Source organism: Nocardia sp. alder85J (genome assembly GCF_020176955.2).
GTDB lineage: Bacteria > Actinomycetota > Actinomycetes > Mycobacteriales > Mycobacteriaceae > Nocardia.
Genome location: NZ_JAIUCZ020000012.1, coordinates 248,172 through 264,156, shown reverse-complemented (window position 1 = coordinate 264,156; position 15,985 = coordinate 248,172). Strand labels below are relative to the sequence as shown.

The 15,985-nt window shown below is 72.4% G+C and carries 2 protein-coding genes (both only partly in view); both read right to left on the bottom strand.

Translation table 11 applies throughout. From position 1 onward, the window contains the following. Positions 1–13,722 carry the 5' portion of a non-ribosomal peptide synthetase gene (locus LBW94_RS36540; RefSeq protein WP_225058354.1) on the bottom strand. Its footprint begins 11,520 nt before the window's first position, so only the first 13,722 of its 25,242 coding nucleotides appear in the window; its start codon is at positions 13,720–13,722; the stop codon falls past the left edge of the window. Then, on the bottom strand, positions 13,722–15,985 hold the end of the coding sequence (locus tag LBW94_RS36535) for a non-ribosomal peptide synthase/polyketide synthase (protein WP_225058438.1). 15,670 nt of this gene lie beyond the right edge of the window; 2,264 of the gene's 17,934 nt are visible here — the last part of the coding sequence; its start codon lies off the right edge, out of view; it ends in the stop codon at positions 13,722–13,724. Before LBW94_RS36535 ends, LBW94_RS36540 begins: the two co-directional genes overlap by 1 nt.

Genomic DNA, 15,985 nt, shown 5'->3' with positions numbered 1-15,985 from the left:
GGCGACGCCCTTGGGGCGGCCGGTGGAGCCGGAGGTGAAGATCACGTAGGCGGTGTTGCCGCCGCGCAACGGGGCCCGGCGTTCGGTGTCCGGCACCGGATCCGCGCCGACCCCCGACAGGTCGAGTTCGTCGACGCGCAGCGTGGGCACGCCGAGTTCGGCCGCATCGGCGGCGGTGGTCAGCACGCACACCGGGTCGGCGACCGCGAGCACGTAGCGGGTGCGGTCGGCCGGATGATCGGGATCCAGCGGCACATAGCCGCCCCCGGCGACGGTCACCGCGTACATGGCGACCACCAGCTCCACCGATCGGCGAATGTGCAACGCCACCAGCGTCTCCGGGCCTACCCCCATCCCGATCAGGTGCCGGGCCAGGCGATTCACCCGCGCGGCGAACTCGCCGTAGGACAGTTCCGTCCCCTCGAAGGTGAGGGCCACGGCCGCCGGATCGCGGTGCGCCCGATCGGCGAACATCGACGCGAGCGTGAGTTCCCGGTTCCCGGCGGCCTTGCCGAGCACCAGCCGGTCCACGTCGTAGGCCGTGGCGTTCCGGTTCGCCAGCACCAGCAGTCGTTCGGCGGGATCGAACAGGTCGATGTCGCCGACGGTGATCGAGGCGTCCGCGACCGCGGCGGCCAGCACCCGGCGGAACCGGGTCGCGAACACGGTGACGGTGGCCGGGTCGAACAGGTCGGTGGCATAGCCCAGCACACCGCGCAGCACCGTGCCCGCGCCGGTGACGCGTTCGGTCAGCGCCAGCGAGAGATCGAATTGTGCTGTACTGATGGGCAATTCGTATCCCGTGACCGCCAGCCCCGGCAGCTCCAGCACCGTGTCGTCGCGGTGCTCGTAGGTCAGCAGCACCTGCACGATCGGCGAATGCGCTTGGGAGCGCACCAGATCGAGCTCGTCCATGAGCATCTCGAAGGGCACGTCGGCATGCGCGAAGGCGCGTACGTCGGCCTCGCGCACGTCGGCCAGCAGTTCGGCGACGGTGTCGCCGGACCGGACCGGAGTGCGCAGGACCAGGGTATTGACGAACATGCCGACCAGATCGTCGAGTTCGGCGGCGGCCCGGCCGGCGATCGGCGTGCCGACGACGATGTCGGCGGCGCCGGTCAGCCGGGACAGCAGCGCGGCGAAGGCGGCGTGCACCACCATGAACGGCGACACCCCGTGCCGCCGTGCCAGTTCCGCGACGGCGCGGGTCGTGTCGGCGTCGATGTCGACATCGACGGCCGCGCCCCGGCCGGAGGCGACGGCCGGCCGGGGCCGGTCAACCGGCAGTTCCAGCACCGGCGGCGCACCGGCCAGTTCGGTCCGCCAGTGGGCGAGTTGCCGGGACAGCACCGACCCCGCGGCCGTCCGCTCGCCGAGCGTCTCGTGCTGCCACAGCGTGAAATCGGCGTACTGCACCGGCAGCGCCGGCCAGCCGGGCGCCGCACCCGCGGCGCGGGCGGCGTAGGCGACCATCAGATCGCGGGCCAGCGGCCCGGCCGAGACGCCGTCCGCGGCAATGTGATGCACCACCACGACCAGCACATGGTCGTCGGCCGCGATCCGGAACAACCGGATCCGCAGTGGCGCCTGGTTCCGCAGATCGAAACCACCGGCCGCGGCGGCGGCGACCGCATCCGGCAGGGCGGCCGCGGTGACCGGCACGACCTCGACGATCCCGGGCGCCACCTCGGTCACCGGCAGCACCACCTGGGCCGGGCCCTCGTCATCGGCCGGATAGCGGGTCCGCAGCGTCTCGTGCCGGGCGATCACGTCGGTGATCGCCGCCCGCAACGCGACCGGGTCCAGCGCACCGGTCAGCCGCATGGTGATCGGGATGTTGTAGACGGCCGAATCCGGGTCGAGCCGGTTCAGCAGCCACATCCGGGTCTGGGCCGCCGACAACGGAATACGCGCGGGCCGGGCCACCACGCGCGGGCCGGTGAGCCGGTCCGCGCCCGGTACGGCGCGGGCGGCCAGCCCGGCCACCGTCGGCGCCTCGAACACCTCACGCACGGTCAGCGCGCAGCCGAGTACGGCATTCGCCCGTGCCACCAGCCGCATCGCGAGCAGGGAATTCCCGCCGCGCCCGAAGAAGTCGTCGTCCGCACCGACCGGTGCGTCCGCCACCAGCAGATCGGTGACCAGCGCCGCCAGCACCGTTTCCGCGCCCGCTCGCGGCGCGCGGAACCGCACGGTCGCAGCGGTGAATTCGACCGGCGGCAGGGCGGCGCGATCCAGTTTGCCGACCGTGGTCAGCGGCATGGCGTCGAGCACCGCGATGTGGGCGGGGATCATCGCCGACGGCAGCCGATCCCGCAGCGAGTCGAGCACGGCGGCGGCGGACAGTCCCGTGCCCGTGACGTATCCGACCAGGGCGTCGGTGCCCGCGCGGTCGCGGGCGACCAGCACGGCCGCGTTGGCGACGCCGGGCGTACCGGTCAGCGCCGCCTCGATCTCACCGAGTTCGATCCGCTGGCCGCGCAACTTCACCTGGAAATCGTTGCGGCCCAGATACACGATGTCCCCGGCGGCGTTCCAGCGGGCCAGGTCACCGGTGCGGTACATGCGGGTGCCGGGGGCTCCGAACGGGTCGGCCACGAACCGCTCGCCGGTGAGCGCGCCCTGACCCTGATATCCGCGGGCCAATTGCGTTCCGGCGAGATACAACTCGCCTGTGACGCCGGTGGGCACCGGGTGCAGCCGGTCGTCCAGCACGTACGCGCGGGTGTTCCAGCAGGGACGGCCGATGGCGACCTCGTATTCGCTGTCGGCATCGGTGAATTCGTGGAAGACGGTGGAGATCGCCGCCTCCGTGGGCCCATACGCGTTGTGCACCGCACCGCCCGCCAATTCCCGTAGCGCGGAACGCAATTCCGGCGTCAGTGCCTCACCGCCGGTGTGCAGGTGACGGAACGAGCGCAGGACCGGGCCACGGCCCTCGGCGATCAGCGCGGCCAGCACCGACGGCACGTGCTCGGCGATGGTGATCCGATGTTCGGCGATCAGATCGGCCAGGTAGCCGAGATCGAGGTGGCCACCGGGACGCGGGAGCACCAGCGGCGCACCGGCGACGGCGGGCAGGAAGCACTCCCACACCGAGACGTCGAAGGTCAGCGGGGCGCGCTGCATGATCCGGTCGCCGGCGGTCACCGCGTATCGGTGTTCCAGCCAGCGCAATTGGTTCACGATCGCGCGGTGGTCGGTCGCGACACCCTTCGGCAGGCCGGTGGAGCCGGAGGTGAACAACACGTACGCGAGGTTGCCCGGCCGCAGCGTCCGGATCCGATCGGCGTCGAGCACGGCGGTGCCGGGCAGTTCCGCGACGATCGGATCGCCCGCGTCGATCCGGCGGATATGCTGCGGCAGCGTGATTTCCGAAGCTCCGGTGGTGAGCGTCAGGGTCACCCCGGCGGCGGCCAGGGTGCGCGCCACCCGCTCGGCGGGATGGTCGAGATCGATCGGCAGGTAAGCGCCACCGGCCTTCACGATCGCATGGACGGCGACCACCATGTCGATGCCACGCGCGGCCGCGAGACCCACGATGGTGTCGGGGCCGACGCCCGCCCGGATCAGGTGCCGGGCCAGCCGATTCGATCGGGCGTCGAGGTCACCGTAGGTGACGGTCGCACCCTCGAAGATCAGCGCCGGGGCCGCCGGGGTGGCGGCCGCGCGCCGATTCAGCAGATCCGCCAGGGTTTCCGGCGCGAGCACCCGGTCCGTGGCATTGCGATCCCGCAGCAGCACCCGGCGCTCGTCCGCGCCCAGCAGCGCCACATCGGCGGTCGCCGTGCGGGTGTCGGCCACCATGGCGGTCAGTACCCGCTCGAACATCGTGAGGAAGCCGGTGGCGGTGGCCGGGTCGAACAGGTCGGCCGCATAGTGCAGATGGATGTCGATTCCGGCGGGAGCGCCGGAATCGTCGTGTGCGGCCGCCAGCGTCCAGTCCAGATCCAGGTCGATGGGCGCGATCGCGGCGTCGACGAGTTCGAGGGCCAGGCCGGGCAGGCGCAGATCGACCGCCGCCTGGTTCTGGAGCGTCAGCATCACCTGGTACAGCGGCGCATGAGCCCGGGAGCGAACGGGATTCACCGCCTCCACCACCTGCTCGAACGGCAGCGCCGCATGGTCGAAGGCCGCGAGATCGGTCTCGCGCACCAACTTCAGCAGTTCGGCCACGGTCGCCCCGGGCCGGATCCCGGTGCGCAACACCAGGGTGTTGACGAACATGCCGACCAGATCGTCGAGGGCCTCCTCGCCGCGGCCGGCCACCGGGGTACCGATCACGATGTCGCCGGTGCCGGACAACCGCGCCAGCAGCAGGGCCAGCGCACCGTGCAGCACCATGAACGGCGTCACCCGGTGGGTCTCGGCCAGCGTGAGCAGTGCGCGATGCAGCCGGGGATCGAGCCGTCCGCTCACCGCACCGGCGCGCTGCGAGGCCACAGGGGGGCGCGGCCGATCCGACGGCAACTCCAGGACCTCGGGCAGACCGCGCAGGGTGTCGGTCCAATGTGCCAGTTGCGCCGCCAGAATCGAACCCGGATCGTCGGCGCGGCCCAGTGCCGCCCGCTGCCAGATCGCGAAATCGGCGTACTGGATCGGCAGTTCGGTCCAGCCGGGTGTGGTTCCGGCGCTGCGCGCGGCGTAGGCGACGGCCAGATCGCGGGTCAGCGGCCCGGCCGACCAGCCGTCCGCGGCGATGTGGTGCACGACGACGAGCAGGATGTGCACCCGATCCGCATCGGTCGGCCGCACCAGCACCATCCGCAACGGCACCTCGGCGGTGACGTCGAAGCCGCGGCGCACCGTCGCCTCGAACACCGCGGGCAGTTCCGCGGTGGCCACGGCCGCCTCCGTCAGCGGAACGGAATATGTTCCGGCCGTGAGGATCTCCTGCACCGCCTCGCCGCCGCGTTCCGGATACCGGGTGCGCAGCGTCTCGTGCCGGGCGATCACGTCGCCGAGCGCCGCCCGCAGTACGGCGACATCCAGCGCACCGGTCAGCCGCAGGGCGAAGGGGATGCTGTATCCCGCACCGCCGGCCTCGAACCGGTTGAGGAACCACAGCCGTTGCTGGGCGATCGACACCGGGACGGCCCGGTCGCGCGGTGCCCGGGCCAGTGCCGGCAGTGCGCGCTGTCGCGCATCGGCATTGTCCGGCACCGTGATCCGGGTGGCGAGCGCTCGCACCGTCGAGGCGTCGAACACGGTCCGCACCGGCACCACCGCACCGGTCGCGCGGGCCAGCCGCGCCGACACCTGGGTCGCGGACAGCGAATTGCCGCCCAGCAGGAAGAAATCGTCGTCGGCGCCGACGCGTTCCACCGCCAGCACCGCCGCGAAGATCGCGGCCACCAGCGTCTGCGCCGCGCCGACCGGCGGCCGGTACTCGGCCGTCGTCACCACCGGCTCCGGCAGGGCCCGGCGATCCAGCTTGCCCACCGGGGTCAGCGGAATCTTGTCCAGGATCACGATCGCCGACGGGACCAGATGCGACGGCAGACTGCGCGCGGCGAATTCGGTGAGCTCCTCCGGCTGCGGTGCGCCACCCGGCCGGGGCAGCACATAGGACACGAGAATCGTGTCGCCCGAAGCGTGTTCGCGGCCGAGCGTGGTGACGAAGTCGACGCCGGGATGCGCGGCCAGCACCGCGTCGATCTCGCCGAGTTCGATGCGGACGCCACGGATCTTGACCTGGAAATCGGTGCGGCCGACGTACTCCAGCTCGCGACGGCCGTCGTGCTCGATCCAGCGGACCACGTCACCGGTGCGGTACATCCGAGCGCCGGGCGCCCCCCACGGATCGGGGACGAATCGCTCGGCGGTCAGGCCGGGACGGTTCCGATAGCCCCGCGCCACACCGGATCCGGCCACGTACAGTTCCCCGGCCACGCCGATCGGCGCCGGATGCAGGCGGGCGTCGAGGACCAGCGCGGTGACCCCGGGCAGCGGGGTACCGATGGTCAGCGGACGGCCCGGGGTCAGCTGTGCGCTGGATACCGCGATCGTCGCCTCGGTCGGCCCGTAGGTGTTCAGATATCGTCGTCCGGCATGCCATTTCGCCAGCAGTTCCGGGGTGGTGACATCGCCGCCGACGATGGCGACCTCCAGTTGCCCCTGGCCCTGCGGATCGACGGTGCTCAGCACCGCCGGGGTGAAGATCGCATGGGTGACCGCCTCGTCGCGCAGCAGTGCGGCCAGTTCCGGACCGCCGACGATGCGCGGCGGCACGATCACCAGCGTCGCACCCGAGGACAACGCCGAAATCCATTCCAGCACCGAGGGATCGAAACTCGGCGAACACAATTGCAGAAATCGGTGACCGGGCCGCAGCCGGTAGGTGGTCAGGGCGTAGTCCGCCAGCGCCGCCAGACCGGTGTGAGTCACGGTGACGCCCTTGGGTGTTCCGGTGGAACCCGACGTGTAGAGCACGTAGGCCGGGTGGGTGGGCCGCACCGGCGACAGCCGCTCCGCGTCGCCGATCGGCGTCGCCGCCGCGGCGGCGCACTGCTGCCGGGTCTCCGGGTCGTCGAGCACCAGCCACGGCACCTCGTCGGGCAGCCGGTCGGCCCAGGCGGCCGTGGTCAGGCCGAGTACCGCCGCGGCATCGGTGACCAGGTGCCGCAGTCGATCCGCCGGATGGGTCGGGTCGATCGGCACGTGCGCGCCACCGGCCTTCGCGATGGCCAGCACCGCCGTGACCAGTTCGGCCGAGCGCGGCAGTGCGACCGCCACCAGCCGTTCCGGGCCGACCCCGCGCCCGATCAGCACCCGGGCCAGCCGTGACGACGCCTCGTCGAGTTCGCCGTAGCCCAGGGAACGGCCCTCGGATCGGATCGCGATCCGGTCCCGCCCGGCGAGCAGGCCGCGGGTGAGCAGGTCCGGCAGCAGCGCGCCCGCACGCGGGCCCGCGGCGCGATCTGTTGTCAGTGCCCGATATTCCGCGGTCTCGATCAGCCGCAGATCCCCCACCGGCACATCGGGTTCGGCGACGATGCCACCGAGCAGGCGCAGGAAGCGCGCGGCCAGGGCCTCGATCGTGCGGGCGTCGAACAGGTCCCGGGCATAGGTGAATTCGGCGACGGGCTCCGGGCCCGCGGTCCGAACGGTGAGGAACAGATCCACTTTGGTGGCGCCGGCCGCGAGATCGACCGGTCCGGCGGTCATTCCGGGCAGTTCGAACGCGGGCAGCGGCAGGTCGTCGACCGCCAGCGCCACCTGGAACAGCGGGTGGCGCGCGGTGGAGCGCGGCACGTCCAGCACTTCGACCAGGCGCTCGAACGGCAGATCGGCATGGGCGAATGCCCGCAGGTCCGCGGACTTCACCGCCGCCAGCACCTCCCGGAAGGTCGCCGCGGCGGGCACCCGGGTCCGCAGCACCAGGCTGTTGACGAACATGCCGACCAGATCGTCGAGTTCGGCCTCGCCACGGCCGGCGACCGCGGAGCCCACCACCACGTCCTCGGTGGCGGCCACCCGCGACAGCAGTACCGCGAGTGCCGCGTGCAGGGTCATGAACAGCGTCGCCTGCTGTTCGGCGGCCAAGCGCTGCAAGCCGTCCCGGACCTCGGCCGGTAGGACACAGCGGACCCGGTCGCCCGCGAACGAGGGCCGCGCCGGGCGGGGCCGGTCCACGGGCAGCACCAGTTCATCCGGCACCCCGGTCAATTCGGCCCGCCAGAACGCCACCTGCGCGGCGATCACACTGTCCGCGTCGTCCTCGGCGCCGAGCACCTCGTGCTGCCAGATCGCGTAATCGGCATACTGCACCGGCAGTCCGGGCCAGCCGGGGGCCGCACCGGCCGACCTGGCGGCGTACGCCGTCATCAGATCGCGGGTGAGCGGGCCGGTCGACCAGCCGTCGGCGGCGATGTGGTGGGCGACCAGGACCAGCACATGGTCGTCCGGGCCGAGCTCGAACAGCCCGATCCGCAGCGGTATCTCGAGCGTCACGTCGAATCCGGCCGCGATCAGCCGCATGATGCGTTGCGGCAGTGCCGCCGTCGTGGTCGTCTCGACGGGGATCTCCGGAACCACCTCGGCCTCGGCGTGGATCAGCTGCCGGGGTATCCCGTCGCGATCCGGATAGGAGGTGCGCAGCACCTCGTGCCGCGCCACCACGTCGGCGACCGCGCGGCGCAGCGCCGCGATGTCCAGCTCGCCGCTGAGCCGGACCGCGAGCGGGATGTGGTACGCCGCCGCGGCATCGGCCCGGCCGCCGATCTCGAAGCGGTTCAGGAACCACATCCGCTGCTGTGCCATCGACAGCGGAATCGGCTCGGGCCGAGCCTGTTTCGTCAGCGCTCGGCGGGCGGGCGCGGCATCGGCGACGGCGGCGGCCAGCCCGGCGACCGTCGACGCCTCGAACAGCGCACGCACCGGGACCGTCGCCCCCAGCGCGCGGCCCAGCCGGGCGGTGACCTGGGTGGCGGCCAGCGAATTGCCGCCGAGGGTGAAGAAGTCGTCGTCGCGCCCGATCGGCTCGCGTCGCAGCACCTCCGAGAACACCTGCGCCACCGCGACTTCGGTCGCCGTGCGAGGCGCCCGGTACGGGGCGGTGGTCAGCCGCGGGAGCGGCAGTGCGCCCCGGTCGAGCTTCCCGCTGCTGTTCAGCGGCAATGCGGTCAGCACCGTGACGGTCGCCGGGACCAGGCCGGACGGCAGTCGGCCGGCCACGATGGCGCGCAACAGGTCCAGGTCCAGGTCGTGGCCCGGCACCGGCACCACGTAGGCGGCCAGCAGGTCACCGGATTCGGCGCCGATCACCCGCGCGGCCGCCTGGCCGACGCCCGGACCGGCCAGCAGCGCCACCTCGATCTCGCCGAGTTCGAGACGCTGCCCGCGGAACTTCACCTGGAAATCGGTGCGCCCGAGGTATTCCAGCTCGCCGTCGGCGGTCCAGCGGGCCAGATCACCGGTGCGATACAGGCGTTCGCCGTGCGCCGAGAACGGATCGGCGACGAACCGATCGGCGGTCAGGTCCGGGCGGCCGTGATAGCCGCGCGCCAATTGCGCACCGCCGAGGTACAACTCGCCGGGCACCCCGATCCCGGCCGGATGCAGCCGGGCGTCGAGCACGTAGGCGCGGCTGTTCCACTCCGGTTCGCCGATCGGCACCACCCGGGTGTCGGCGGCGGTGACCTCGCGGTAGGTGATCGACACCGCGGCCTCGGTCGGCCCGTACAGGTTGTGCAGCCGCGCCCCGCACACCGCGCGCACCGCGGCCGCCGTCTCCGGCGGGAACGCCTCGCCGATCACGAAGATGTCGCGCAGCGAACGCAATTCGCCCGGCCGGGCGTGCGCGGCGAACACCGCGAGCACCGACGGCACGAAATCGGTGACGGTGACCCGGTGCCGCGCGGTCAGTTCGGCGAGGTGCCGCGGATCGCGATGCCCGTCGGGGCCGGCCAGCACCAGCGTCGCACCGGCCCGCAGCGGCAGGAACCAGCCCCACAGCGAGACGTCGAAGGTGGTGGCCGTCTTCTGGAGATAGACATCCCCCGGATGCAGTGCGTATTCGTCCTGCATCCAGGCCATCTGGTTCGCGATGGCCCGATGGCTGACGGCGACGCCCTTCGGCCGCCCGGTCGAGCCGGAGGTGAACAGCACATAGGCGGGATGATCGAGATGCAGCGGCGCGCGCAGTTCGCCGTCCCGGAGCCGGGCGGCCGAATATGCCACGAGGGCCTGCTCGTCCAGTTCCTCGATCGGGGTGTCGGGCAGCGCGGGCAGTTGCGTGCCCGGTGCGGTCAGCACCAGCCGGGGGCGGGCGGTTTCGAGCACATGGCGGATCCGCTCGGCCGGATGGCCCGGATCGACGGGCACGTAGGCGCCGCCGGCACGCAGCACCGCGTACAGCGCGACCACGAGTTCGACCGAGCGCGGCAGGGCAAGGACCACCAGGGTTTCCGGGCCGACACCGCGTTCGACGAGCCGGCGCGCGAGCCGGTTCACCCGGTCCGACAGTTCGGCGTAGGTCAGCTCGAGGTCACCGGCGACCAGGGCGCGAGCGTCCGGGGTGCGCCGCACCTGGGCGTCGAAACCCTCGTGCAGCAGGCGGTCGGTCACCCGGTGCCCGCTGGCGTTCCAGCTCTCGGTGACGTAGTCCAGCTCGCCCGGATCCAGCAGCGGCACATCGCCGATCGGGCGGTCCGGATCGGCGGTCACCGCCGTGAGCAGGCGGATCAGCTTGGCCGCGAACTGCTGCACGGTCGGCGCGTCGAACAGGTCGGTGGCATAGGTGAATTCGGCGCGATAGCCCGCACCGGCCGGTGGCTCCGAGACCGTCAGTTGCAGATCGAACTTCGCGACGACGGTCGCCGCCTCGACGAATTCGGCGGCCAGCTCCGGGAATTCGGGTGCGACGGGCGCCAGATTCTGGAGGAACAGCGCCACCTGGAACAGCGGATGCCGGGCCCGGGAGCGCGGCGGGTCCAGCACTTCCACTATCCGCTCGAACGGCACGTCCCGATGTGCGAAGGCCCGCACCGCGGTCTCGCGGGTATCGGCGATCAGTTCGGCGAAGGAACGCCGCCCGGCCACGCGGGTGCGCAGCACCAGGGTGTTGACGAACATACCGACCAGGTCGTCCAGGGCGGGGTCGCCGCGACCGGCGTCGGGGGAACCGACGGCGATGTCGGTGGTGCCGGACAGCCGGGCCAGCAACGCCGCGAGCGCGGCGTGCAGCACCATGAACGGCGTCGCGCGATGCCGACCGGCCAGCCGGTCGATCGCGGCCCGCAGCGCGCCGTCGAGTTCGAATTCGACGACGCCGCCGCGATGGGTGGACTCCCGGGGGCGCGGGCGATCGGCGGGCAGGTCGAGTTGGGCGGGCAGTTCCGCGAGTTCGGCCCGCCAGAAGGCGATCTGGCGAGCGGCCTCGGAACTCGGATCGGTGTCGTCGCCCAGCCAGTGTTGCTGCCATATGGCGTAGTCGGCGTACTGCAACGGCAGCGGCGGCCAGTCCGGGACCGTGCCGAGGCGGTGCGCCCGGTAGGCGGCGACCAGATCGCGCAGCAGCAGGCCCATCGACATGCCATCGGCGGCAATGTGATGCACGACCAGCACCAGGGTGTGGTCCCGAGGGCCGCTGCGCAACAGCGTGATCCGGATCGGAGCCGCGGTCGTCACGTCGAATCCCGTCGCGGCGAGCACCTGTACCGCCGCGGCGGGATCGCTCACGGTCACCGGCTCCAGCGCCACGGCGGCGCCCGGCCGTATCTCCTGGCGGGCGCCGTCGGCATCCTGCGGATAGCTCGTCCGCAGCACCTCGTGGCGGGCGAGGACGGCGGCCACCGCGGCGGTCAGCGCGTCCGGGTCGAGGTCGCCGCGCAGCCGCAGCGCCACCGGGATGTTGTCCACCGCCGCCGGATCGAATCCGCCCATGGCCGGATCGGATGCACCGGTGGCGGTGTCGGATGCGCCCGTGCCGAGGTCATATGCGCTGCCGGCGGAGTCGTATGCACCTGCGGCGGGATCGGACTCGGTAAATCCGCTGCACGCCAGCCGGTTCAGGAACCACATGCGGCGCTGTGCCGGGGACAGCGGCAGCCGGTGCGGGCGCGGCCCGGCCGTCACGGGCGTCCGGCCGCCGCGGCCGGACAGCGCGGCCAGGGCCGCCGGGGTCGGCCGGTCGAAGAAGTCGCGGACGTCGATCACGAGGCCCAGCGCCGACCCGATGCGGGCGATGGCGCGGGTGGCGATCAGCGAATTGCCGCCCAGCAGGAAGAAGTCCGCGTCGGCGCTCACCTGCTCGACGCCGAGCAGTTCGGCGAAGATGCCGGCGACCGCGCGCTCCGCCTCGGTGGCGGGGGCCAGGTATTCGGCCGGCCCACTGCCGAACTCGGGCTCGGGCAGCGCCCTGCGATCCAGTTTCCCGTTGGCATTCAACGGCATTCGATCGAGCACCAGCAGTTGCGAGGGCACCATGTACGACGGGAGCCGGCGGCGCACGTCGTCGAGCACGGCCAGGGTGTCCAGACCCACCTCCGCGACCACGTAGCCGATGAGGTGGTCACCGGAGGCCCGGCGGTGCAGGGTGACCGCGGCCTGCCGGATCTGCTCGTGCCGCAGCAGCGCGGCCTCCACCTCGCCGAGTTCGATCCGCAGTCCGCGCAGCTTCACCTGGAAGTCGGTGCGGCCCAGATATTCCAGCGCGCGGGGACCGCCGTGCGTGGCGGGCAGCCGGCGCACCAGATCGCCGGTGCGATACATCCGGTCGCCGGGCGCTCCGTCCGGGGCGGCGACGAAGCGTTCCGCGGTCAGCACCGGGCGCGTGAGATAGCCACGGGCCAGCTGAACTCCGGCCAGATACAGTTCGCCGACCACGCCGTCGGGCACCGGCCGCAACGCGTCGTCGAGGACGAGCAACTCGGTGTCGTCGGCTGCCGTCCCGATGGGGACCGCGGCCACGTCGGCAGCCGTCACCTCGTGCCCGGTCACATCGACCGCGGCTTCGGTGGGCCCGTACAGATTGTGCAGGGCGGCCCCGCTGACGTCGCGGAAGGCCGCGGCGGTCGCGGCGGGCAGCGCCTCACCGGAGGCGAACACCAGCCGCAGCGGGTCGAGATCGGCCTCCCCACCGGCGGCCGCGACGGCCGTGACGAATTCGGCCAGCATGGACGGCACGAAATGCGCCACGGTGATCCGGTTCCCGGCGATCGCGGTGCGCAGATAGCCCGGGTCGCGATGCCCGTCCGGCTCCGCGATCACCAGTCGTGCGCCGATCTGCAACGGCCAGAACAGTTCCCAGACCGAGACGTCGAAGGTGACCGGCGTCTTCTGGAGCACGGTGTCGCCGTCGTGCAGCGGGTAGCGCCGCTGCCGCCAGCGCAGGTTGGCGACGATCGACCGGTGCGAGACCGCCACACCCTTCGGCCGTCCGGTCGAGCCCGAGGTGAACAGGACGTAGGCCAGGTGGTCCGGACGGGCCACCGGCCGCAGGCCGTCCTCCGGCACCGGTGCGGTATCCGTTGCTGCCCTGTCGATCTCGTCGACACACAGCACCGGGACGCCCGGATCGAAGGCCGGCCGATCGGCGGTCGTGGTGAGCAGCAGGACCGGTGCGGCCACGTCCAGCACGTATTCCAGGCGTTCGGCCGGATGGTCCACATCCAGCGGGACGTAGGCGCCGCCCGCCTTGTGCACGGCGTAGATGCCGAGCAGCAACTCGATCGACCGCCGCACGGCGATACCCACCAGCCGGTCCGGGCCGACCCCGAGCGCGACCAGCCGTCGGGCGAGATGTTCGGCGCGCCGGTCGAATTCGGCGTAGGTCAGGGTGCGGCCGCGGAATTCCACGGCCGGCGCGTCGGGGGTGCACCGCACCTGCTCCGCGAACAGGGTCGCCAGGGTGTCCGGCGGCGCCAGACCGGGCGACAGCACCCCGGCGGCGGTGTCGAGCGCATCCTCCAGCAGTTCGTCCAGCGCGGCGGCGAGCGCACCGGAGGTCGAATCCAGCAGGCCCGGCGCCAGATTCGCGACCGCGAGTTGAACCAGCGCATCGGGGGTGAGCACGCCGCCGGTCGCGGCGGCGAGCGTGGCCAGTTCCCCGGCCAGGGTCACGTAGTCGATCGTGGTGTCCGCGTGCCGGACAGCCGTGCGGCCCGGTGCCAGGTCGGCCACGGTCTCGATCAGGTCCGGAAGGTCGGCGATGCCGTAGGCGTCGCGCAGTGCCGCCCGATCGGCGGAACGGAACGGGGCAACCGAATCTGCCTGGGACATCAGTGACTTCCTTCCGAGGCGATCAAGCCCCGGGCGCGATCGCCCAGGGTGTGCAGGAGTTCCGCGAGTCCGGCGGCGCCGACGGCGGCCTGGATACCGGGCAGCAGCCCGGCGAGCGCGATGTTGACCAGTGCCACGGGCGTGGCCGCGCCACCCATCGCCCGCGTGACGGCGTCGAGTTTGCCGTGCAGTTCGCCGAATCCGAGGTCGCGCCCGGCATGTGAGACGGCGAGGGTGTCCGGGGCGATCGCGGCGGCCGCCGCGATCAACTCCGGCAGCGCCGCCACGTCCGGTGGCAGCGGATCGGCGGGCGGGCCGGGCCGGCGCCGTTCCTCGTCGGTGCGGATGTCGACGGCCCGGACGGTGAGCTCCGGATCGGCCGCCACCGCGGCCAGCACGGTCAGCAGCCGCGCCGCGTACCGGCGCACCGTGACCTCGTCGAAAATATCGGTGGCATAGTCGAATCGCAGCTCCAGCCCGGCGTCGGCCGGACGCTCGGCGACGGTGAGCTGGAGGTCGTACTTGGCCTCCGGCATCGCCACGTCGAGCACGTCGACGGTGGCGCCGGGTAGTTCGACGCGCCCCGGCCGGCGGTGCGCGAAGCTGAACAGCACCTGGAAGATCGGGGTGTGGCTACCGGTCCGGGCCCGGCCGAGGGCCTCCACCACCCGATCGAAGGGCACGTCGGCCCGGCCGAACGCGGCGAGATCCTCGTCCCGGACCCGGCGCAGCAGCGCGTCGAAACGCTGCCGCGGGTCGATGTCACTGTGCAGCGCGACGGTATTGACGAACATGCCGATGAGGCCGTCCAGCTCCCGTTCGCCGCGGCCGGACACCGGCACCCCGATCGTGACCTCCCGGGTGCCCGCCGATTTCGCCAGCAGTATCGCGAAGGCGGTGTGCAGCACCGTGAACAGCGTGGCGCCGTGCCGGTCCGCCAGCGCCGCGAGCCGACCGCCGAGGTCCGCGTCCACACCGGAAGTCACCGTCGCACCGCGCATGTCGCGGCGGGCGGGCCGGGGCCGGTCGGTGGGCAGCGGCAGCAGGTCGGGCGCCTCGCCGAGCCGGCGGACCCAGTAGGCCAGCTGATCGGCCGCGAGGCTGTCCGGATCGGTGTCGGCGCCGAGCATCTCGTGCTGCCAGACACTGTAATCGGCGTACTGCACCGGCAGCTCCGTCCAGCCGGGTGCGGCGCCGCCGAGCCGGGCGGTGTAGGCGGTGATCAGGTCGGCCGTCAGCGGCGCCAGCGAGAAGCCGTCCCCGCTGATGTGGTGCACGACCAGCGCCAGGACGTATTCGCCCGGGGCGGAACGCCACAGCGCGGACCGCAGTGGCGGGGCGGCGGTGACGTCGAAGCCCGCGGCGGCCAGTGCACCGACGCGGGCCGGAATCTCACTGCGGCCCACCGAGATCGGATGCAGCGGCGGCAGCGTGTCGGCGACGGACAGCACCTCCTGCACCGGGCCGGCGCCGGTGTCGGGATACCGGGTGCGCAGGGATTCGTGGCGGTGCAGCACATCCCGGATCGCGGCGTCCAGCGCCGCGAGGTCGACCGTGCCGGACAGGCGCAGGGCGACCGGGACGTTGTAGGCGGCGGAGCCGGGATCGAGGCGGTTCAGTACCCACATCCGGGCCTGGGCCGGGGACAGCGGAGCCGGCGCGTGGCTGTCGCGGCGGCGCAGCGGCGGCCGGTCGACGGCCGCGTCGGCCGATTCGGCCCAGCGGGCCAGCTGGTCCACCGTCGGCGCCTCGAACACCGCGGCGACGGGCAGGCGCACCCGCAGCCGGGTGCCCAGGCGTGCGGCGAGCCGGGTGGCCAGCAGCGAATTGCCGCCGAGCCGGAAGAAATCGTCGTCTAGTCCGGGCTCGGCGAGGCCGAGCAGTTCGGCGAATCCAGCCGCCACCGCGCGCTGGGCCGGTGACACCGGGGCGCGGTACACCGTCTCCGGACGCGGCGGATCGGGCAACCGGCCGCGATCCACCTTGCCGTTCGCGGTGAGCGGCAGGGCGTCCACGACCACGATCGCCGACGGCAGCAGATATCTCGGTAGTTCCCCGGCCAATCCGCGGGCCAGCGCCGCCTCGGTGCTCGAATTCGATTCCGGTACCGCGGCATACGCGACCAGCCGGCTGCCGTCGCGCACCACCGCCACGGCGGCGGTGACACCGGGCAGGCGCAGCAGCGCGGCCTCCACGTCGCCGAGCTCGATCCGGAATCCGCCGATCTTCACCTGGAAGTCGGCCCGGTCCAGGTATTCCAGGG